A 22,045-nucleotide genomic window follows, 5' to 3' on the forward strand; every position below is an offset into this window, starting at 1 on the left:
TGATTAACTCCAGCATTCTGCATTTTTTATATTTAATTTAGACGCGCTAAAATGAGGATCCTTTTTTGCTTTTTGCTGAGTGTTAAAATCTTTTAATGTTTTATTTACAATAGCACCTAAAAGCAGTAAAGAAATAATATTTGTTGTCGCCATAAAAGCCATAGTAAGATCTGCTAAACTCCAAGCAAGTTTTAAATTCATCTGCGATCCTACAAATATCATAGCTACTGCACTTACTCTAAATAAATTCATCACAAACTTAGAATTTGTCAAATATTTTACATTAGTTTGCGCATAATAATAATTTCCAATCAATGATGTAATAGCAAAAAGAACGATAGCAATAGTAACAAAATGGATTCCAAAGCCGCCATAATATTCTCTCATAGCCTCTTGCACTAAAGGCATACCATCTCCAACATTACTTCCGTGAAAATTTAAATAAGCCATAGAAAAAAGCACTAAAAATCCAGAACTAGTACAAACGACAACATCGATCAATACTGAAAAAGATTGAATAATACCTTGTTTAACAGGATGACTAGTAAGAGCTGCTGCGGCTGCATTTGGTGCAGATCCCATCCCTGCTTCATTTGAGAAGAGTCCTCTTTTTATTCCTATAACCAAAACAGAACCAGCAAAACCGCCAAAAATTGCTTTAAAATCAAAAGCACTCAATAAAACCATATGAATTACAGAAGGAATTTTATCAAAATTCATTAAAACAGCAATAATTGCAAGTAAAATATAAGCCATAGCCATAAAAGGAACAATTAAAGAGCTTATTTTGCCAATTTTTGTATGGTGAGAAAAAAACATCCAAGAACCAAAAATTGTTAAAACAATACCAATAACAATAGGCCAATAGCTTGAAGCAAATCCTGTTGTAGAATTTGGATTAAACATATCATAATACACTTTAAATGCAGATGTCATCGTTTGACTTTGTAAGCCATTAAAGCCATAAGCATAAGTGATAATCAATATAAAAGCGAAGAAAGATCCAAAAAAATGCGAACCCAAAGCTTTTCTTATGTAATAAGCAGGGCCTCCTTTAAAGCCACCTGTTTCATCTTTGGATTTGTAAATTTGCGCTAAAGTACTTTCTGCAAACGCTGAAGCTCCACCAAAAAACGCCATAATCCACATCCAAAATAAAGCTCCCGCACCCCCTGTTGTAAGTGCATACGAAATCCCTGCAATATTACCTATTCCAACTCTAGAAGCTGTTGATATCATCAAAGCTTGAAAAGGTGAAATATGTTCTTTAGAACCCTCACCATTTCTTTCTGTTAAAATTGAAAATACGGATTTAAGCATACGAAATTGCACAAAACCTGTCAAAAAACTGTAATAAATTCCGCAAACAATAAGCAAAATAACCATTATTGTATCTGTATAAGGAGTAATGTATCCTAAATAATTGATAATTTTTTCACTGAATGAAATATTTAAATTTTGTTCTCCCATGTGTATCCTTTCATCTTAATTTCAATTTACTTTAACATATTTTTGATGAAAAACACATTTACTTATGAAAAAATATAATAAAAAAATATAAATTTGTTACCTTAGGGAATAAAATATTTAAAATTTTGCCTTAAGGCCTCATAAGAAACAATACCAACACTAGTAGCTAAATTTAAACTTCTTCCACAAGATTTCATCGGAATAGTAATAGCATTTTGCCAATTAATTTGCATAAGTTCCATAGGCAAACCATAACTCTCACTTCCAAAAAATAAAAAATCATTTTCTTTAAATTTGGCATCAAAATATGGTTTTTTACTCTTTGTTGTAGCAAAAAAGAAACGATCTTTAAATTTTAAGTTTTGGTCTAAAAAAAGTTCCAAATTTTCCCAAATTATCGGCTCTAATTTTTCCCAATAATCAAGTCCTGCTCTACGAACAGCCTTTTGCGAAATATCAAAGACAATTGGCTTAATAATATGAAGTTTAAAACCTGCATTATAACACATCCTTCCTATACTTCCTGTATTCTGAGGAATTCTAGGATTAACTAAAACTATATTAAACATTACACCAAAATCCTTGGAATATCTGGATGAAGTTTAACTAAAATTTCATATGAAATCGTATTGAAAAAATCAGCCCAAATATTAGCATCATTAAAAACGCAAATTTCCTCGCCACAATCTTCACAAGAAAAACTATCCATCGAAATTTTGCCTAAAATATTTTTATGATTTGCTAAAGTCAAATTGCCTTTTCCATTGTAACGAAATAACCCATCAGCATAACCTAAATCGTAAGTAGCAATTTTTATTTTTTTATCAGCACTAAAAGATCTACCATATCCTACGCTTTGACCGGAATTTAAAATTCTTTCGCTTAATTTATGAGCATAAAGACTTAAAATTTTTTCTAATTTTTCATCTCCGTAACCAAATTGAGCAATGCCTATTCTAAAAAACTCATCTTTAGGAATATCTTTAGCTCTAAACAAGGCCGCTGAATTAAAAGAATGAAAAATTAAATGATCATATTTTTTTTGTGCCAACATTTTGGCTTCATAGAACTTTTGTTTTTGAATAAAAAAACTTGCATCCAACTCATCAGCACTTGAAAAATGCGTAAATATTCCTTCTAAATTTAATCTCGCCTCATCAATTTTAAAAAAAGCATCCTCTATATTTTCTACAAAAATACCATTCCTGTGCATTCCTGTATCTATTTTAAGATGAATTCTTGTACCGATTTTATATTCTCCAACCTTAGAAATTTCATTTAAAGCGTATATAAATTGAGAATTTTCATTTCCATTGGGTCTATGTGAAAGTATTAAAATATTTTTAAAGAAGTCTTGAATTTCGTAAGCTTCTTTTTCATTTTTAACCGCAACAAAATTAATACCGAATTTTTTAGGTATAGGAGCTAATATTTTAGCTCCATGTCCATAAGCGTTATCCTTAAAAACGCAAATTATTTTTGAAGGATCTTTAGTTTTTTCAATAATTTGTTTTAAATTATTCTCGTATGATTTTTGATTTAGTTTAATAACAGACATAAAATCATTGCTCTGCTAAAATTTTCATTTTTCCTTTATCGTTTAATTTAACATATAAGGTTTTATTTCCTTTAAATTGATAATTTTTAGTATAATAATCTTCATAAAAAGAAATTCTATATATAACTTCATTATTTAAATTTGGATAAGGGCTAATATTAATATCTGAAAATTTTATCTTTTTATTCTCTTTGCGAGAAAAAATAATTTTTTTCATAGAAGCAAATTGCTCAAATTTCATTTTATCAAAACGTTTAAATTCATTTTGATCATAAAATCCCAAATAAGAATCAATATTATTATTTGTCCAAGCGAATTTCCAAGCAAAAAGATCTGCAAACAAAGAAGCAATCTCTTCTTTTTTTGCTCTAACTTTATCCTTTTCTTCAGTCATTACAAACACTTTTTTATCTTGAACTACTTTGGCAAATTTCTCAAGATTTTCATTAAATAAAGCTATACAACCCTTTGTTTTAAACTCATCAATTCTAGTGCCATCTAAAGGATAGCCATGTATCCAAATTCCACCACCAGTTTTTCCCTGTACTTTATCTAATAAATTTGGATAAGTCGTTGCAAAAGCAAAAGGACCGTAGTAAGGATCTCCTGGATTAAATCTTTGTCCTAACTCATAAAAACCTATAGGGGTTTTTAAATCCCCTTCAACTTTTTTATCTCCCATTAGACCCGTAATAATTGATTTTTGTTCAAAATCCTTTTTAATTTTTCCATCATCATAGGAATACACGCGGAGAATTTTATCGGTTTTATTTGTAAGAACAATATCAACTTTACTGCTATAATATCCAAGAGAGACATTTTTATCCGCTATTTCAGACAACCAAAAATTTTTATCCATTAGCTCTTTTTCAATCTCTACCCCAACAGCATCTAAACCCTGATCTAAATAAATCTTAACTAAATCAGATGCCCTAATTATAGATACCCCCATAAAAAATAAAACAAGAAATCTTTTAAACAATATATCTTCCTTAAAAATTTATAATTTTAAATTAATTGATTTTATCTTTATTTTTAGAATTTTTAAACTGAGATTATATTATTTTTTTCTTAAAAAATAATAATTGTCAAAAATACAAACCAGATATTTTTTTAAAAATAATAAATATATTTAATTTTTTAAATTATAATTCAAAAAAATATTTTATTTTAATTTTTAGGATGCATTCTCATGAAAAAATTATTTTCTATTATAATTTTTGCCTTAATACTTTTAGTATTTTACTTTATTCTTAATCAAAATATTTCAAAAAAAGAACCTCATATTGATAGTTTAAAATCTTTAAATTGTGATTTAAATGTTAATGATTGTGCTTATAAGCTTAAAGATAAACAAATAATTATTTCTTTAAATCCTAAACCTATTAAATCTTTACAAAATACAAAATTACTCATTAAAAATCTTGGAACATATGAAAATTTAGAATTGAAAATTTATGGATTAAATATGTTTATGGGGGAAATCAAGCCAAAAATTTATAAAATCAATAAAACAGACTATGAAAGTCAATTCATACTTTCTTCTTGCTCGATGCATACTATGCGATTTAGAGCAGAATTGCTAGATAATAACAAAAGTATATTTCATTTTGATTTTGATTTAAAAAGATAGAAAAGAATAAAAATTTAAGAAAGGCTAGAAAATCTAGCCTTTATTTTACTTCTTTTTTTTGCCGCTAGCTTTAGCAACAGCTTCTTTAAGGTTTTTACCTACTTTAAATTTAGCAACTTTAGTTGCAGGAACTTTAATAGTTTTTCCAGTGCTTGGAACTCTAGCTTCTCTAGCAGCTCTTTCAGCTGTTGAAAAAGTACCAAAACCTATAAAACTAATGCTATCACCTTTTGCCAATACATCAGTAATTGTAGCAATAACTGCATCAGTAGCAGCTGTAGCATCTTTTTTTGTTAGCCCAGCAGTTTGAGCAACTTGAGAAATAAAATCTGCTTTAGTCATAAAAGCTCCTTTTTTTATTTATTAAAACACTTAATTCTAGCATATTAAACAAACAATATCAAGCATTAAAATACTTTTTTTCATTTTTTTTGCTTTTTTTGGCTTTATAAAGCTCAAATTCGCCACTATTATCAATTTCATTGCCGATTTTTTCATAAAGTTTATAGTAATATTTTACAAATTCTTTACACTCTTCTTCTATAGGCATAAAAACTTTATCCTCAATTAAACAAAAACGATTTAAAAATTCTTTTGCATCTAGTTTCAAAGTATAATGTTTAGCCAAATCATGATAGGTTTGCAAAACAAGCAATTTAAATTTTTCATAAAATTCCAAATTAAAATTAATTTTTAATCTATCTTCAAATTTTAAAACTCCACTTTTAAAAAGCAAAGAAAGATGTATCAAACCTTCAGTATAATAAGGTTGTACCTCATCAACTTTTTGCCAAGCTATAAGAGAAATTGCTCTTTTGATAAGCTCATGAAAAACCGGCAATCTAAGCTCTTTATCTTCATGAAGGAAGAAATTTATCAACCCTCCTGTTGTTGCTTTATATTCTTCTATATTTTTAAAAAAACCGCTTTGATTCATCTTTTTCTCGCTATCACTAGCAATAAAAAAGATATGACCAAATTCATGACCTATAGTTGAAATTTCATAAACACGCTTCCAAATATCTTCTTTAAAAAAAAGAATTTCTCTACCATAGTCTAAAAAATCCTTCTCAAAAACCTCGCTTGAAATTTTCATAAAAGGCTTACTCAAAGTATTTTCATAGACAAAATTTAAAAATGCAAAAATTTTCTTTCCTGCTATATTACTTACAAATTCATCATTAGGAACAACCTGTGCTGAAAATAAACCTTTAAGCTCAGCTCCATAAAAAATCATAGGCATACAAACATAAAGCTGTGTTTTGTCTATATTATTAAGCACTTCTTTTTTTAATTTTTCATCTTCAATATTTATATTTTCATATACTTTTATAAAACTTTGCTTGATTTCATTACTGAATTTTAAAGCATCAAAATTACTTTCATCTTCTAATCTTATATCCCATTCCAAAGCAACGGCATGTGTGTAGTGATCTTCATAATACTCCAAAGGATGCCCAACCTGCAAAGGTGACTTAACCTTCATCCAAGCAAGTTCTGCTTCTTGCCATGATCCAATAATTTTATCTTCATCCTTTTGACAAAAAGCATTTTTTAATTTTTCAAAATACTCCACATAAGCTAACTCATCCTCTTTTTTGGCAACATTTTTTAACCTTTCTATCATTTTTTCAAAAGCAAATTCAAGCTTTAATGTTTCATTTTCAAAAAATCTTGCATAAGGAACAAATTTCCATAAATTTCCTATTCTTACAAGCACCCCATAACTTCTTTCGCAAATTTCTCCTTGAGGAGTGATTTGATATAATTTATTTTTATGTAAAAAATTAATAGCATCATCAAGATTTTGAAATTGCGATGCCAAAATTTTATTATTTTTTTCTATAATTTCTTTAGTCCAAGAAATTTCATAAGAATTTATAATCACTCCTATTTCATGAATTCCTTGAATTAAAATTTCATAGAATTCACTTAATAATTTTCTACTCACAATTTCATCAATAAGTTCTTGATGTTCTTTTTCATAAAATTTTCTAATTTCTTCATAAAATTTATGTTTTAATTCTGTAATTTTTTCCTCTTTAAAAAAATTCTTCTTCCATTCTTGAACTAAATTTTCTTCTTTTAAATCAACTAATCGCCTAAGAATAGCCACAAAAGTACTTTTTTCCTTTTTTAATTCACTAAGATTAAGCAAATGTTCAAAATATCCATCCCATGAATCCGAATCCAAAAGTTCATAAAAAATATTGATGTTTTCCTTACGTTTTTTTACGAGTTTTGCTACTTCTTTAAAATTATTCATTTTTTTAGTTTCCTTTCTTTACTTTCTTGAATTATAATTTATTATTTAAAATAAGGAGTAAAAAATGAAAGATATGGGCGAACCAAAACTTAAAATCGTTGCCATGCCTAAAGACACAAACTCAGCAGGTAATATTTTTGGCGGTTGGATCTTATCACAAATTGATACAGCAGGTGTAATAGCAGCAAGAGAACTTTCTCCTGAAAGAGTTGTAACCATTTCTATGGAGCAAGTTGTTTTTAAGCAACCTGTATTTGTTGGAGATATAATCTCTTGTTATGCAAAAGTAGTAAAAGTTGGAACAACTTCAATACGCGTTGAAGTTGAAGTTATCGCACAAAGAGTGGATGAATTTGGCTCAACTATATGTGTAAATGTCACTTCTGCTACTGTTACTTATGTAAGCGTTGATAGACGAGGAAATAAAAAACCTATAAGTGAAGAACTAAAAAGAATTCATGGCTTTTTAAATGCCTAATTTGTAAGATAAAGACTTTATCCTTAGAGATTATCAGCATTTATTTAAGCCACCGCTATTATACTTTTTTTCTAAGCAATCCTTAAAAAACTCCCCTCTTGTTTTGGGAGTTTTTTCTGGATGCGATTTTTCCATATGCTCCAAATATTTATCATAACTTGAAAGTCCTACCAAAGGATGAAAAAACCTTTCAGTTTTTTCATAAATTTTTTTAAACTTGCTTAACATTTAGAGAGTTAAGATCAACATAAGGACTTTCTTTTAATGGAATTTTGATTTTTCCTATACAAATTCCTATACAAGAAATGATAACAAGCAAAGTTGTAAGCATAAAGAATATACATAAAACTGCATCTAAAACATTTCCAAACCAAGAATGAGATAAATTAGAAATTTGCTGTTCTTTTTCTTGTATTTGTTTTTCAAATTTTATTTGATCTTCTTGACTTGATTGTTGCTTTTGAGACTTAATTGATGCGATTTCATTTTCCAATTTTTCAATAGCTTTTTTATTCATTTGAGCTGTAGCGATATGACTAACGGTATTTTGAATTTTTGCTCCTTCTTCATAAGGCAATATCTTTTGGATACCTCCATAAAGAGTAGCAATTAATACAAAAATTGCTGGAGCTAAAGTAACCCAAAGGAATTTCTTTTTACCCATTTTCGCAAGAATGGCACTCACTAAAAGCAAGGACATACCGGCTAACATTTGATTGCTTACTCCAAAAAGTGGCCATAAGGTATAAATTCCTCCATTAGGATCGATAGCCCCTTGATACAAGAAATATCCCCAGCAAGAAACACTGATAATAGTAGCTAATAAACCAGCCCAAACATTATGTATATTTCCTAAAGGTTTATAAACATTGCCCAATATATCTTGAATCATAAATTTAGAAGTTCTAGTTCCTGCATCAACGGCTGTTAAAATAAATAAAGCTTCAAATAAAATCGCAAAATGGTACCAAAATCCCATAAATTCAACGCCACCAAAAATTTTATGTAAGATTAAAGTTACTCCTAATGCAAATGTTGGAGCTCCACCTGTTCTTGATAATATAGTTTGCTCACCTATATCCTTAGTTAGCTGTGTAATTTCTTCTGGAGTCACTAAAAATCCCCATTCGCTAATTACCTTAGCCGCATGGGCTAAATCAGTACCAATTAAAGCAGAAGAAGAATTAACAGCAAAATAAATTCCAGGATGTAAGATACAAGCACAAATTAAAGCCATGATAGCCACGCCACTTTCAGCAAGCATAGCACCATATCCTACGAATAAAGCATGTTCTTCATTTTCTAGCATTTTTGGACTTGTGCCGCTTGAAATTAAAGCGTGAAAACCACTTATAGCTCCACACGCTATAGTTATAAATAAAAATGGAAAAATAGAACCAGCAAAAACAGGACCAGTTCCATCAAGGTATTGATAATTAATTTTTGGCATTAAAAAATCAGGTGCAACAAATAAAATTGCCAAAGCCATTACAACGATAACACCCATTTTTAAAAAAGTCGCAAGATAATCTCTTGGCGCTAAGAAAAACCAAACTGGCAATAATGAAGAAATAAAACCATAACCCATAATCATAAATGCTAATGTAGGTTGATCGAAAGTAAAAAAATGTGCTAAAGTTGGATTAAGGGATACATCATGTCCATAATGAATAGAAAGAAGTAATAAAATAAATCCAATAATCGAAGCTTCTCCTACTCTTCCTGGGCGAATAAAACGCATATAAATTCCCATAAATATTGCTATAGGAATAGTCATTGCTATAGTAAATAATCCCCAAGGAGAATTAGCCAAAGATTTTACAACCACCATAGCCAAAATAGCAATGATAATAATCATAATTCCAAAAATAGCAAGCATAGCAACGCCGCCAGTAAATCCTCCCATTTCATCCTTGATCATTTCTCCAAGGCTGCGTCCTTTTCTACGCATAGAAATAAAAAGAACTAAGAAATCATGCACAGCTCCAGCTAAAACCCCACCAACTAAAATCCAAATCATAGAAGGCAAATAACCCATTTGAGCCGCTAAAACAGGCCCTACTAAAGGTCCGGCTCCAGCAATGGCAGCAAATTGATGACTAAATAAAACAATTTTATTTGTTGGAACAAAATTTTGTCCATCGTTTTCTATTTTAGCTGGAGTAGCTCGATTTTTATCAAGCCCAACAACCTTAAAAGCAATAAAACGTCCATAAAGTCTATATCCTATCATATAAATACAGACGGCTGAAACAACCAAATAGATAGCTGAAACTTTTTCGCCATTTTGCAAAGCCAAATAGCAAAAACAAGCTCCACCCAATAAGGCAACGAAAAACCATAAAATTTTTTTCAACACTCTAACTCCTTTTTAAAATGAAAAATAAATTATAATAAATAAGATATTAATTTCTTTTAAATTATCAAGGAGATGAAAAATATTTTTATAAAAATTTAGAGAGTAGTTTTGTAGAAAAACCTATAGATTTAAATCTATAGGAAAATTTTTAAAGAAATAAAGAATTCACACTCTCATTATGATAAACTCGACGTATCACTTCAGCAAAAATTGGAGCTACACTTAAAACTTTAATATTTGGAAGTTCTTTTCTTAAAGGAATAGTATCAGTTACCACAAGTTCATCTAAAACACCATTTTCGATTCTATCATAAGCAGGGCCACTTAAAACCGCGTGAGTGCAGCAAGCCATTACTGATTTTGCCCCTTTATCTTTTAAAACTTCTGCTGCCTTTACAATAGTTCCAGCAGTATCTATAATATCATCTACTAAAACAACTTCTTTGTCTTTTACATCACCGATGATATTCATCACTTCGCTTTCATTGGCTCTTTCTCTTCTTTTATCCACTATAACAATATCAAGGCCTAAGTGTTTAGCCACGCTTCTTGCTCTAGCAATACCACCAATATCAGGACTTGCAATGATAGCATTTTTAAAATTTTTGCTTTTAATATAATCATTAAAGACTATACTTCCATAAAGATTATCCACTGGAATGTCAAAAAAACCTTGAATTTGCCCCGCATGCAAGTCTATAGTTGCCACACGGTTAATTCCTGCAGTTTGAATTAAATTTGCAACCAATTTAGCAGTAATAGGAACTCTAGGATTAGCTTTTCTATCCTGTCTTGCATAACCAAAATATGGAACAATAGCTGTAATAGAATTTGCACTTGAGCGTTTTAGCGCATCAGTTAAAATCAAAAGTTCCATAAGATTATCATTTGTTGGAACGCAAGTGCTTTGTATTATAAAAACATCTTTTCCTCGAACGCTTTCATCAATTTGCACACTAATTTCACCATCGCTAAAACGCTTAATACCTGCATCGCTTAAAGGCAAGGAAAGATATTTTGAAATTTGCCTTGCAAATTCTACATTCGCTGAACCTGAAAAAATTTTATAACCTCTCATAAAATAACCTTAATATTTTTAATAATAATCAAGAAATTGATTTTAATAAAACAAACGTTAAAAAATCCTAATATAAACTAGAAAAACTATATTTTTATTTTTAAAATTCTAAAAATTAATTTTAGATTTTTTCATAATAAGTTCCATGCGATGAAAAAACTTTCTTAAAAAAAACATTTTCTGGAACTAAATCTGCATTTCCAATATACAATCTCCCTTTATCTGACAAAATTCTATGAAAACGCTCCATAAGCTTAATTTTTGAATCATAATCAAAATAAATTATCATATTTCTTGAAACTATAATATCAAATTTATTCAATCTTAAAAATTTATCCTCAAAAACATTACAAAGCTCAAAATTACATCTGCATAATTCATGTTTATTGATGGTAAAAATTTCTTGATTATCGTTAGTGAAAAACCGTCTCTTTTCACTCTCGCTTAAACGATGCAATGTTCTTCCTTGATATTGACCCATTTTTGCTTTTTCAATAACATTTGAATTGATATCAATTCCTGTAATGGATAAATCTTTTATAAAATTTTGAGCTGCTAATATCGCCATAGAATAAACTTCTTCTCCGCTAGAGCAAGGCGCACTTAAAATATTAACATGCTTTTCAAGGCTTTTTACATAAAAAATAATCTCTCTAAGTTGTGCTAACTCTCTTAAAAAATAAGTTTCACCTATGGTAACAAAATCTAAGGTATCTTGCTTGAGTTGCCTATTGATTTTAAGCTTGCTTAAAAATTCAGCAAAACTTTTTGCCTGAGTTCCTGAAACAAATTTAGATAGTTTTAAAGCTAAGATATTTCTTTTTTCATTCAAATCTATACCGCTAATTTCATTGATGATTTGAATAAACTCGTTTAATTCTAATTCCGTAGGATTAATTTTTTCTTCCATAATCAAAAACCACCCCTATTCTATAAAATTTATAATTTCTTGTTTAATTTCTTTTAAGCTCATAGGTCTTAAATTTGGATTCATATCTTTTGCTTTTTTAGGCATACCATAAACAACGCTATCTGTTTGATTTTCACACAAACATTTTACCCCAACCTTATATAACTCAAATAAACCCTTAGCTCCATCATCACCCATTCCGGTTAAAATAATCGCAAGAATTTTATTTGTCTTAACCAAAGGAATTGCAGAGTGAAATAATAAATCAACACTTGGTTTAAAACTTGTAGTAACATCTTTCCAATTTGCTATAAGATTTAAATTTCCCGATAGGGTAGTATTTTTTTGACAAATATAAATTTTATTTGCCAAAACTTCCTTATCATTTAAAGGAGCCACCTTGCTTAAAGCTTCTTTATCAAATTGATTCACAAACGATGGGATAAAACTAGCGCTCATGTGCTGTGCTATGACCACAGCCGTATTTTTTATATCTACATCATTTAAAAGAAACTTTAATTGATTAGGACCACCTGTAGAAGATCCTATAAGTATAAGCTTCATCTATTTCCTTAAAAATTTTAATATGTTATAAATTGATTAAAAAATTTATTTTATAATTTTAGCATATTCAAAGAAAATAAAAACTTAGTCTAAGAATTTATTTTAAAAAGCTATTTTTATATTTTATTATGCTAATATTATTAGCTATAAATATTACTAAAGTTTCGGGTTTGTGTTATGCTTAAAGAAAAAATTTATATCGCTAGTGATCATGCCGGTTTTGATCTTAAACAAAAAATCTGCACCTATCTTAAAGAAAAAAATATAAGCTTTGAAGATCTAGGAACAAATAATGCTCAAAGTTGTGATTATCCAGACTTTGCACATTTATTAGCTTCTAAAATAGACTCAAACTGCTTTGGAATCTTAATTTGTGGAACAGGTATTGGTATTTCCATAGCCGCTAATAGACATAAAAATATTCGTTGTGCTTTGTGTCACGAAGGTTTAAGTGCAAAATTATCTAGACAACATAATGATGCAAATGTATTGGCTTTAGGTGGGAGATTAATCGGATTAGAAATGGCTATTAATATAGTAGAAAATTTTATTCAAACTCCATTTGATGGAGACAGACATTTAAGAAGAATTCAAAAAATCGAGGTAAATTAACAATGTTTGCAAATTGGTTTGTTTTAACTATTCTCATATGTGCAACACTTTATCTTGTTGTAATGCTACTTTATTATAAAACCTTATTAAGCAAAGAAAAAAATTCTAAAGATTTTATAAAAACTAATCTCGATGATACAGAGATTATCATTAGAAAACTTCAGGTTCAACTTCAACGTAGCTTGGGAAATATAGATATTTTAACAGAAGAATTAAACAAAATCAAAACTGACTTAAGCTCTTTAAGGACGAGAAACTCTCAATATCGTTTAGAAAATGATAAATTAAGACAAAGAATCAAAGAACTAGAAGCAAAAATTGAGGCGTTATTATGAAAAAACTTACAGAAGAAGAAAAAAAATTTTTATCCGAAAGCATACGAGTTGTTCCAAATTTTCCAAAAGAGGGAATTATTTTTAGAGATATCACTACTTTATTAAACAATAAAAAAGTTTTATCTTTTTTACTCGATCATTTAAGCGAACGTTATAAAAGTATGGAATTAGATTTCATAGCTGGAACCGAAAGTCGTGGTTTTATCTTTGCAGCAATGCTTTGTGCAAAACTCAATCTACCTTTTGTGCCAATTAGAAAACCCAACAAACTCCCATCATCTGTTTTTACTTGCGAGTATGAATTAGAATATGGTACAGATAAAATACAAATTCATCAAGATGCTTTTAGGGATGTAAAAAATGCAAAAGTTTTACTTATGGATGATTTAATTGCTACTGGAGGTACAGCTATTGCCTCTTTGGAGCTAATAAAACAAGCGGGTGGCAAGTGTATAGAATCTTGCTTTTTAATCAACTTAAAAGACTTAGGCGGAATGAAAAAATTAGAAAAATATTGCACAGTCTATAGTGTATTAGATTTTTAAGGAAAAAAATGAAAAAATGGCTTAAAATATTTGCTTTTGCAATTTTAATCGCTATTGCGATTTATGTTATTTATAACTTTACTAAAAACGATTTTTCTTTAGAAGATTTTATTATAAAAATATGGGATAAACATGTTGAAACTTGGGGCTATCTAATACTTTTTTGCTGGAGTATTTTAGAAGGAGAAATTGGACTTATTTTAGCTGGAATTGCAGCACACGATGGAAAAATGAATGTGGCTTTGGCTATTTTTGTAGCAGGACTTGGAGGATTTGTTGGCGATCAAATTTATTTTTATATTGGAAGATATAATAAAAAATATATTCAAAAGAAACTTCGATCTCAAAGAAGAAAATTTGCCGTAGCACACCTTCTTTTGCAACGTTTTGGTTGGCCTATTATTTTCATACAACGCTATATGTATGGATTTAGAACAATTATTCCTATGAGTATTGGTATAACTAGATACAATAGTAAAAAATTTGCCCTTATAAATCTCTTAAGTGCGTGGGTTTGGGCTAGTATCACTATACTTTTAGCATGGTATTTTGGCAGCCTAATTCAAACCTTTCTTCACTGGTCAAAAGAATGGATTAAAGAATATTGGTATCTTGCTGTCATTATTGTCATTGCCTTTTTATCAGGAATGATTTTTATTTTCAAACGCATAGAAAAAGCGATATTAAGAGAAAGGAGAAAAAAATAATGCAATTTATTTTTGAAGATAAAAAACTCAACTCTATTAAAGCAGATTTTGAAGTTATTTTTATTCAAGATAAAAATTTAAAACCATATAACGAAGAAAAAAATTTTTTCAAATTAAATAATTTCAAAGGCGAAGGTGCCCTATTGGATACAAGAAATTATAAGCTTTTTATAGAATTAAAAGGTTTATCTTATGAAGATATCAGACTGTGCTTTTTTAATATTTATAAAAATTTAGAAAAATTAAATATTAAAAGTATTAAATTACCTAGTGTTATTGGAGACTGCACCGTAAGAAGTTTTTGCTCTTTAGTGGAAGGCGTGTTGTTTGGAGCTTATAATTTTAATAAATATAAAAAGGAAAAACAAACAAGTACGCTTGAAAAAATTATTATCTCAAGCCAAGAATTAAATGGAAAAAAATTTGATTTAAATGAAGCTAAGATAGGTTTAGAACGGGGGCAAATTTTAGCTCACGCTACTAATTTCGCAAAAGATATAGTCAATGAAATTCCTGAAATTTATACACCTTTAAAAATGGCTGAAGATGCACAAAAATTAGCCAAAGATCATAAAAATATCTCTTGTAAAATTTACGATGAAAAATTTCTTATAAAAGAAAAGATGAATGCTTTTTTAGCTGTAAATAAAGCTTCAAGTCTTCCTCCTCGCTTAATTCACTTAAGCTATAAAGCTAAAAATTCTAAAAAAAGAGTTGTCTTTGTAGGAAAAGGTCTTACTTATGATAGCGGTGGTTTAAGCTTAAAGCCTTCTGATTACATGGTAACAATGAAAGCTGATAAAAGCGGTGCTGCTGCTGCAATGGGAATTATTAAAGCTGTATCAGAACTCAATTTGGATTTGGAAATTCATTGTATTCTAGGTGCGACAGAAAACATGATAGGCGGAAACGCTTATAAACCAGATGATGTGTTAATTTCTCGAGAAGGAGTCAGCATAGAAGTAAGAAACACTGATGCAGAAGGTCGTTTGGTGTTAGCTGATTGTCTTTCATATGCACAAGATCTAAAACCCGATCTTTTAATTGACATGGCTACCCTAACAGGTGCATGTGTGGTGGGTCTTGGAGAATTTACTAGCGGTATCATGGGTAATAATGAAAATTTACAAAATGAATTTTATCAAAGCTCTAAAAAAAGCGGAGAATACGCAACAATTTTACATTTTAATCTCTATCTTAAAGATCTGATTAAATCCAACATCGCTGATGTTTGCAATGTTGCATCAAGCCGTTATGGCGGTGCGATAACAGCAGGACTTTTCTTGGATAAATTTATACGACAAGAATACAAAGATAAATGGCTCCATCTTGATATAGCAGGACCTGCTTATGTGGAAAAAAATTGGGGATATTCAAATTTTGGTGCTAGCGGTGCTGGTGTTAGAATGTGTGTTAATTTTTTAATTCATCTTTTAAGGAAAAATAAATGAGTCTTTCAGTTGGGATAGTAGGACTTCCAAATGTTGGAAAATCAACAACTTTCAATGCTTTAACCAAAGCACAAAATGCCCAAAGTGCTAATTATCCTTTTTGTACAATAGAACCTAATAAAGCAATGGTAGAAGTTCCAGATGCTAGGCTTAATGAACTTGCAAAAATTGTAAATCCTGAAAGAATTATGCATTCTTTAATTGAATTTGTAGATATAGCAGGACTTGTAAAAGGAGCTAGTAAAGGAGAAGGCTTAGGAAATAAATTTCTTTCTAATATACGCGAAACCGAAATGATTTTGCATATAGTGCGTTGTTTTGATGAAGAAAATATAACCCATGTTGAAGGCAAAGTAGATCCTATAAGGGACATAGAAATTATCAATACCGAGCTTATTTTAGCAGATATTGAACAACTCAATAAAAAAATAGAAAAACTTACCAAAGAAGCTAAATCAAATCAAAAAGGCGCTAAAGAAAATTTAGAATTTGCCACTTTATTACTAGAACATCTTGATAAAGGCTTACCAGCTAGTTCCTATCCAGATAGAGAAAATGAATCCTATAAAAATTTAATCAAAGAATTAAGATTGCTTTCTGCAAAAGAAGTCATTTATGGAGCCAATGTTGATGAAGAAGGAATTAGTGAAGATAATCAATATGTAAAGGCTTTAAAAGAATACGCAAAAAAAAATAATCATGAAGTTATAAAGCTTTGTGCAAAAATCGAAGAAGAATTAGTTAGCTTAAGCGATGAAGAAAGTCATGAATTCTTAAATTCTTTAGGTGTTAATGAAAGCGGACTTGATCAAATTATACGCACAGCTTTTTCTAAACTTGGACTCATTAGCTATTTTACAGCCGGAGTTGTAGAAGTACGTTCTTGGACTATAAAAAAAGGATGGAAGGCTCCAAAAGCGGCAAGTGTTATCCATAATGATTTCGAAAAAGGCTTTATAAAAGCTGAAGTAATTTCTTATCAAGATTATATAGAATACGGCGGAGAAACAAAAGCAAAAGAAGCTGGTAAATTAAGACTTGAAGGAAAAGATTATATTGTAAATGATGGAGATGTGATGCATTTTAGGTTTAATGTTTAGATTTTCATCTAAACATTAAATTTTTGGACCAAATTTGCTAAATTCCAAACCTTCTTTTACATCTTCATAACGTTTAAAATTTTCTATAAACATTTTTGCAAGTTCGTTTCTTTTTAAACAGTATTCTTCTTTATCTTTCCAAGTATTAATAGGATTTAAAAGCAAACTTTCAACTCCTGTGATTTTTTTAGGGATAGCCAAATTAAATACTTCAAAATTTTCAAATTCACAATCATTAATACTTCCATCTAAAATCGCATTAATACAAGATCGAGTAGCTTTAATACTCATTCTTTGCCCTACCCCATAACTTCCGCCAGTCCAACCAGTATTGACTAGAAAAACATTCACTCCATGTTGATCAATTTTTTCTCCTAATAATCTCGCATAGACAGTAGGATGAAGCGGCATAAAAGGCTCACCAAAACAAGCTGAAAATGTAGCCTGAGGTTCTGTAACTCCACGCTCTGTTCCAGCCACCTTTGCAGTATATCCGCTTAAGAAATAATACATTGCTTGTTCTTTGCTTAATTTACTAATAGGAGGTAAAACTCCAAAAGCATCCGCACTTAGAAAAATGATATTTTTAGGATGTCCTGCTTTTAAAGTTGGTTCATGATTTTTAATATGATTTATTGGGTAAGATACTCTTGTATTTTCAGTCTTAGTTGCATCACTATAATCAACACTCTTATCTTCCTTTAAAACCACATTTTCTAAAAGTGCATTTCTTTTAATAGCTGCATAGATTTCTGGTTCATTTTTAGGGTCAAGATTAATAGTTTTAGCATAACAACCTCCTTCAAAATTAAACACACCCTCATCATCCCATCCATGCTCATCATCTCCGATTAATTTTCTATCAGGATCGGTTGATAAAGTTGTTTTTCCAGTTCCACTTAATCCAAAAAATAAAGCTACATCTCCTTTTTCTCCAACATTAGCACTACAATGCATTGAAAGTTTATTTTCAAGAGGTAGCCAATAATTCATCATGGAAAAAATACCTTTTTTCATTTCTCCACCATACCAAGTTCCGCCAATAACAGCGATATTTTCCTCTATATTAAATAAAACAAAAACTTCAGAATTTAACCCATCTTTTTTAAACTCATCATTACTACATTTACAAGCATTATAAACAATAAATTCGGGATTAAAATTTTCTAATTCCTCTTGATTAGGCTCAATAAACATATTTTTTACAAAATGAGCTTGCCAAGCCACTTCGGTTACAAATCTTACAGCTTTACGGCTTTTTAAAGAAGCTCCGCAAAAAACATCCTGTACATAAATATCTTTTCCATTGAGTTGATTTTTAGCCTTATTTAAAAGTTTGTCAAACAAATCTTTAGTTATTGCTTGATTTACCTTACCCCAAGCTATATATTTACTTGAAGGCTCTTGTTTGACAAAATATTTATCTTTTGGACTTCTGCCAGTAAAAATACCCGTATCAACACTAAAAGCACCACTTTGAGTACATTGCCCCTCTTGATTGATATTTTCATGTTCAAACAATTCTTCATAATTTAAATTATGATAAATTTTTCCCGTATTTTCCAAACCCAAATTTTCTATTTTGTTCATTTTTTATCCTTTAATTGTTTTTATAAGTCGCGATGATTTGACCTTCGCTAACACTATCACCTACTTTGATATTTACCTTTTCAATCACTCCGTCTTTTGGCGCACTAACTTCTATTTCCATTTTCATAGCTTCTAAAATAGCCACAACCTGACCACTCTTAACCTCAGAATTCTCATCAATATAAATCTTAAAAAGCGCACCTGAAATTGGAGCTTGAATTCCTTCAGAGGGATTAATGTTTTCAATATTATTTTGCACCTTTTCCATGCTTTTAATTTTAACTTTGTCATCAAACCCAGAGCTCACTTCAACAAAGTATTTATTTCCATTAACCTTGACTGTAAAATGATTTTCATCTACATTTTGTTTAAGCGTTGCTGAATCATTTTTGCGTATATTGATTTTAGCCTCTCCTTTTAAAAAGCTTATCCCTTTTTCTTTGCATGTTGCTACGATAAAAATATTTTCATCATTTACTTCAATATTTTCTTTTTCTAGTAAGTTTTTAATATAAAATATTCTTTTTGTTTCATCTTTGTCTGCTAAATCAATTGCTAATTCTTTTGTTGGCTCTAGTTTAAGTTGTTCTGCTGCAAGTTTTACAATTTCATCATCAGGTTTAACCGGTGTTTTTCCAAAATAACCAAGAACCATTTTACCGTATCCTTCGGCAATTTTTTTCCAAGGACCAAACATGACATTATTAAAAGCTTGTTGAAAATAAAATTGCGAGACCGGAGTAACCGATGTTCCAAATCCACCTTTTTCAACAACTTCACGCATTGCTTTAATCACCTCTGGAAAACGATCTAAGATATTATTATCTCTCATCATTTGTGTATTAGCAGTTAACGCCCCACCCGGCATAGGCGAAAAAGGAATTAAAGGATTAACTTTACCTGCCTCAGGAGGTAAAAAATAATCTTTAAGACAATCTTTTAAAATTTCTTCATATTTTAAAATTTTCTCCTCATCTAAACCACCCAAATCATAATCTTTTCCTTTAAGTGCATGTATCATAGTTAAGATATCAGGTTGCGAAGTGCCTCCGCTAACAGGAGCTACAGCTAAATCAATACCATCAGCACCTGCTTCTAAAGCTGCCAAATAGCAAGCCACACTCACTCCAGCTGTTTCATGAGTATGAAGTCTTACATGAGTATTTGAAGGTAAAATTCTTTTTGCCATCTTAATGGTTTCATAGATTTTATTAGGATTTGAAGTTCCGCTTGCGTCTTTAAAACAAATGCTGTGAAAAGGTATTTCTGAAAGTAAAATTTCTTTTAAAATCTTCTCATAAAAAAGCACATCATGAGCTCCATGACATTGCGGAGGTAAATCCATTAAAGTAATGCAAATTTCATGTTTTAATCCATATTTAACAATGCATTCTGCGCTAAATTTAAGATTGTTAACATCATTTAAAGCATCAAAATTTCGAATAGTTGTTGTTCCGTGTTTTGCAAAAAGCTTTGCATGCAATTCCACAAGTTCTCTACTTCCAGTATCTAAAGCAACAGTATTAACTCCTCTTGCTAAGGTTTGTAAATTAGCACTTTCGCCCACAACTGAACGAAATTTATCCATCATATCAAAGGCATTTTCATTAAGATAAAAATATAAACTTTGAAATCTAGCTCCTCCGCCAAATTCAAAATGATTAATTCCTGCCTCTTTTGCGGCCTCTAAGGCAGGTAAAAAATCCTTTGTTGAAATTCTGGCCCCATAAACCGATTGAAAGCCATCTCTAAAACTCGTATCCATCACATCTATAAATTTTTTGGCCATGCTCTTTCCTTAGCATTAATATCAAAGTATTATACAAAGAAAATAATAACATTTCATGCATAATAAACAATAATCAAATAAAAAATTATTTAATATAAAAATCAAGCAAAAGAAACTGGAGAAAAAATTTTTAATTGGGCAAAATTTGCCCAATTTTGGATTAAAATTTTATATAAAATCCTATAAGTTTTGTTATTAAAACTACAAAAACTGCTAAAGGAGATATAAATCTTACAAAAATATACCAAATTTTAAAAAATATACCCCTCATATAAGGTTTAAATAAAATTTCTAAAGTTTCTCTTTTGATCACAAAGCCAACGAAAATTGCAATTAAAATTCCACCCAATGGCATAATAATCTTACTAGAAAAGCTATCTAATAACTCAAAAAAGCTCATTCCTAAAATTTTAAACTGTGTAGTATCCAAAGAAGATAAAATACATAAAATTCCTAAAATATATACAAAAATACCTATTAAAACCAAAGCTTTTTTGCGACTCATTTTAAAGGTATTGATCAGATAAAAAGCTGAAGGTTCTATCATAGAAACTGCTGAAGTAATACCTGCAAACACCAAAGAAATAAAAAAGGCTGCTCCAAAAATATGACCAACTAAACCAAGTTTTTCAAACAAGGTAGCTAAAGAAACGAAAACAAAACCTGGACCTTGTTGATTTGGATTATATCCAAATTCAAAAATAAAGGTAAAAACAACAAGACCCATTAAAAGACCTGCTAAAAGATTGATAAAAATAATATTTAAAGTGCTTGTAATAAAATTAGTCCGATCTGGCAAACTTGCAGAATAAGTGATGATAGTTCCAACTCCCAAAGATAAGCTAAAAAAGGCAAGTCCTAAAGCTTCAAGAGTATTTGAAATATTGATTTTATGAAAATCAGGAATAAAAAGGAATTTTAAAGCCAATACAAACCCATCTTTACTCATCGCATAAATAAGCATTAAAATTAATAAAATAAACAAAGAAGGCATCATCCATACATTTAATCTTTCAATGCCGTTTTTAATCCCTTTGGAAACAATATAAAAAATAACAAAAAATACTAAAGTAAAACAAACAAATTGACTTAAAAAATCATGCGCTGTAAGATTTTCGAATTCAATTTTGCTTAGCTCTAAACTATTTGGTAATTGTCCAATCACACTTAAATATGCATATTTTACCACCCATCCGATCACTAAAGCATAAAAAGAGACAATTAAAATCGATCCTATCATAGTAAAACCTACAAAAGACCAAGCTTTTTTATATTTAGGTGCTAATTTCTTATAAGCATTAACAGGATCTTTTTCGCTGATTTTACCAATACTCAATTCAGCTAAAAAAATAACAAAACCAACCCCTAAAGTTAAAATAATATAAAGCAAAATAAATGCAGATCCTCCGCTTTGTCCTACAAGAGTTGGAAATTTCCATGCATTTCCCAAACCTACAGCCGAACCTGCAACGGCTAAAATAAAACCTATTTTTGAAAATTTAGAACTCAAAATACAACCTTAAAATATATTTTAAAACGCTTATTAAAGCAAAAAAAGTTTTAATCTTTTATGAAAGAATATAAAAATTAATAATTATTT

22 protein-coding genes are annotated in these 22,045 nt (G+C 29.7%); 8 read left to right on the plus strand and 14 right to left on the minus strand.

Annotated features, from left to right (window positions below):
- Positions 1-3: 3 nt before the first annotated feature.
- The 4 genes from H2280_RS06215 to H2280_RS06230 all read right to left on the minus strand — a co-directional run bounded on the left by H2280_RS06215 (position 4) and on the right by H2280_RS06230 (position 3,980).
- Complete coding sequence (locus tag H2280_RS06215) at positions 4-1,470, minus strand: alanine/glycine:cation symporter family protein (RefSeq protein ID WP_137624333.1); 1,467 nt, start codon at positions 1,468-1,470, stop codon at positions 4-6.
- A 101-nt stretch (positions 1,471-1,571) separates the two neighbouring features.
- A complete protein-coding gene (locus tag H2280_RS06220) occupies positions 1,572-2,039 on the minus strand; it encodes a tRNA (cytidine(34)-2'-O)-methyltransferase (RefSeq protein WP_337215979.1) in 468 nt (155 codons plus the stop codon).
- Positions 2,039-3,028, minus strand: a complete 990-nt coding sequence (locus tag H2280_RS06225; protein WP_337215980.1) for an alanine racemase — start codon at positions 3,026-3,028, stop codon at positions 2,039-2,041. The genes H2280_RS06220 and H2280_RS06225 overlap by 1 nt, the downstream gene beginning before the upstream one ends.
- A 4-nt stretch (positions 3,029-3,032) precedes the next feature.
- The gene (locus tag H2280_RS06230; RefSeq protein ID WP_337195927.1) at positions 3,033-3,980 is read right to left on the minus strand and encodes a L,D-transpeptidase family protein; all 948 of its coding nucleotides are present in this window, start codon (positions 3,978-3,980) and stop codon (positions 3,033-3,035) included.
- A gap of 240 nt (positions 3,981-4,220) precedes the next feature.
- Between H2280_RS06230 and H2280_RS06235 the strand changes: the two genes are divergently transcribed.
- Complete coding sequence (locus H2280_RS06235; protein ID WP_337195918.1) at positions 4,221-4,661, plus strand: hypothetical protein; 441 nt, start codon at positions 4,221-4,223, stop codon at positions 4,659-4,661.
- Positions 4,662-4,706: 45 nt separating this feature from the next.
- Here H2280_RS06235 and H2280_RS06240 read toward each other — a convergent pair whose 3' ends face one another.
- Together H2280_RS06240 and ciaB are read right to left on the minus strand one after the other, a co-directional pair.
- Positions 4,707-5,003, minus strand: coding sequence for an HU family DNA-binding protein (locus H2280_RS06240; protein ID WP_200279360.1), 297 nt, complete (start codon positions 5,001-5,003; stop codon positions 4,707-4,709).
- A gap of 58 nt (positions 5,004-5,061) precedes the next feature.
- Positions 5,062-6,927: an invasion protein CiaB gene (gene ciaB / locus H2280_RS06245; RefSeq protein WP_337215981.1), complete on the minus strand. Its 1,866-nt coding sequence runs from the start codon at positions 6,925-6,927 to the stop codon at positions 5,062-5,064.
- A gap of 64 nt (positions 6,928-6,991) precedes the next feature.
- On the opposite strand from ciaB, the gene H2280_RS06250 reads away from it, so the two are divergent.
- On the plus strand, positions 6,992-7,405 hold the full coding sequence (locus H2280_RS06250) for an acyl-CoA thioesterase (protein ID WP_137624340.1): 414 nt from the start codon (positions 6,992-6,994) through the stop codon (positions 7,403-7,405).
- 33 nt (positions 7,406-7,438) lie between these two features.
- Here the strand turns inward: H2280_RS06250 and kcuS are convergent, their stop codons facing one another.
- From kcuS to H2280_RS06275, 5 genes are all read right to left on the minus strand, one after another.
- Positions 7,439-7,633 (minus strand): KCU-star family selenoprotein, encoded by a 195-nt coding sequence (kcuS, locus tag H2280_RS06255; RefSeq protein WP_137624341.1) that lies wholly within the window; start codon positions 7,631-7,633, stop codon positions 7,439-7,441.
- Positions 7,617-9,764, minus strand: coding sequence for a carbon starvation CstA family protein (locus H2280_RS06260; RefSeq protein WP_246023786.1), 2,148 nt, complete (start codon positions 9,762-9,764; stop codon positions 7,617-7,619). The genes kcuS and H2280_RS06260 overlap by 17 nt, the downstream gene beginning before the upstream one ends.
- A 148-nt stretch (positions 9,765-9,912) precedes the next feature.
- A complete protein-coding gene (locus tag H2280_RS06265; RefSeq protein WP_137624342.1) occupies positions 9,913-10,842 on the minus strand; it encodes a ribose-phosphate pyrophosphokinase in 930 nt (309 codons plus the stop codon).
- A 121-nt stretch (positions 10,843-10,963) separates the two neighbouring features.
- Entirely contained in the window at positions 10,964-11,752 is a 789-nt protein-coding gene (locus H2280_RS06270) for a CheR family methyltransferase (protein ID WP_337195916.1), read from the minus strand.
- Between the two features lie 15 nt (positions 11,753-11,767).
- Complete coding sequence (locus H2280_RS06275) at positions 11,768-12,316, minus strand: CheB methylesterase domain-containing protein (RefSeq protein WP_137624344.1); 549 nt, start codon at positions 12,314-12,316, stop codon at positions 11,768-11,770.
- A 177-nt stretch (positions 12,317-12,493) separates the two neighbouring features.
- Here H2280_RS06275 and rpiB point away from each other — a divergent pair, with 177 nt between their 5' ends.
- From rpiB to ychF, 6 genes are read left to right on the plus strand one after another with little or no spacing between them, the layout of a single operon-like run.
- Positions 12,494-12,928 (plus strand): ribose 5-phosphate isomerase B, encoded by a 435-nt coding sequence (rpiB, locus tag H2280_RS06280; RefSeq protein ID WP_137624345.1) that lies wholly within the window; start codon positions 12,494-12,496, stop codon positions 12,926-12,928.
- Positions 12,929-12,930: 2 nt separating this feature from the next.
- Positions 12,931-13,263 (plus strand): hypothetical protein, encoded by a 333-nt coding sequence (locus tag H2280_RS06285; RefSeq protein ID WP_137624346.1) that lies wholly within the window; start codon positions 12,931-12,933, stop codon positions 13,261-13,263.
- Positions 13,260-13,808, plus strand: a complete 549-nt coding sequence (gene apt / locus H2280_RS06290) for an adenine phosphoribosyltransferase (protein ID WP_337215982.1) — start codon at positions 13,260-13,262, stop codon at positions 13,806-13,808. Before H2280_RS06285 ends, apt begins: the two co-directional genes overlap by 4 nt.
- A gap of 8 nt (positions 13,809-13,816) precedes the next feature.
- Positions 13,817-14,515, plus strand: coding sequence for a DedA family protein (locus tag H2280_RS06295; protein WP_337195914.1), 699 nt, complete (start codon positions 13,817-13,819; stop codon positions 14,513-14,515).
- A complete protein-coding gene (locus tag H2280_RS06300) occupies positions 14,515-15,966 on the plus strand; it encodes a leucyl aminopeptidase (protein WP_337215983.1) in 1,452 nt (483 codons plus the stop codon). The genes H2280_RS06295 and H2280_RS06300 overlap by 1 nt, the downstream gene beginning before the upstream one ends.
- The gene (gene ychF, locus H2280_RS06305) at positions 15,963-17,066 is read left to right on the plus strand and encodes a redox-regulated ATPase YchF (protein WP_337215984.1); all 1,104 of its coding nucleotides are present in this window, start codon (positions 15,963-15,965) and stop codon (positions 17,064-17,066) included. Before H2280_RS06300 ends, ychF begins: the two co-directional genes overlap by 4 nt.
- Before the next feature lie 15 nt (positions 17,067-17,081).
- Here the strand turns inward: ychF and pckA are convergent, their stop codons facing one another.
- From pckA to H2280_RS06320, 3 genes are all read right to left on the minus strand, one after another.
- The gene (pckA, locus tag H2280_RS06310; protein WP_337215985.1) at positions 17,082-18,656 is read right to left on the minus strand and encodes a phosphoenolpyruvate carboxykinase (ATP); all 1,575 of its coding nucleotides are present in this window, start codon (positions 18,654-18,656) and stop codon (positions 17,082-17,084) included.
- Between the two features lie 10 nt (positions 18,657-18,666).
- Positions 18,667-20,445: a biotin/lipoyl-containing protein gene (locus H2280_RS06315; protein ID WP_337215986.1), complete on the minus strand. Its 1,779-nt coding sequence runs from the start codon at positions 20,443-20,445 to the stop codon at positions 18,667-18,669.
- A 160-nt stretch (positions 20,446-20,605) separates the two neighbouring features.
- Positions 20,606-21,955: a sodium-dependent transporter gene (locus H2280_RS06320; protein WP_337215987.1), complete on the minus strand. Its 1,350-nt coding sequence runs from the start codon at positions 21,953-21,955 to the stop codon at positions 20,606-20,608.
- Positions 21,956-22,045: the final 90 nt, after the last annotated feature.

Source organism: Campylobacter sp. 2457A (assembly GCF_020135895.1).
Lineage (GTDB): Bacteria > Campylobacterota > Campylobacteria > Campylobacterales > Campylobacteraceae > Campylobacter_D > Campylobacter_D taeniopygiae.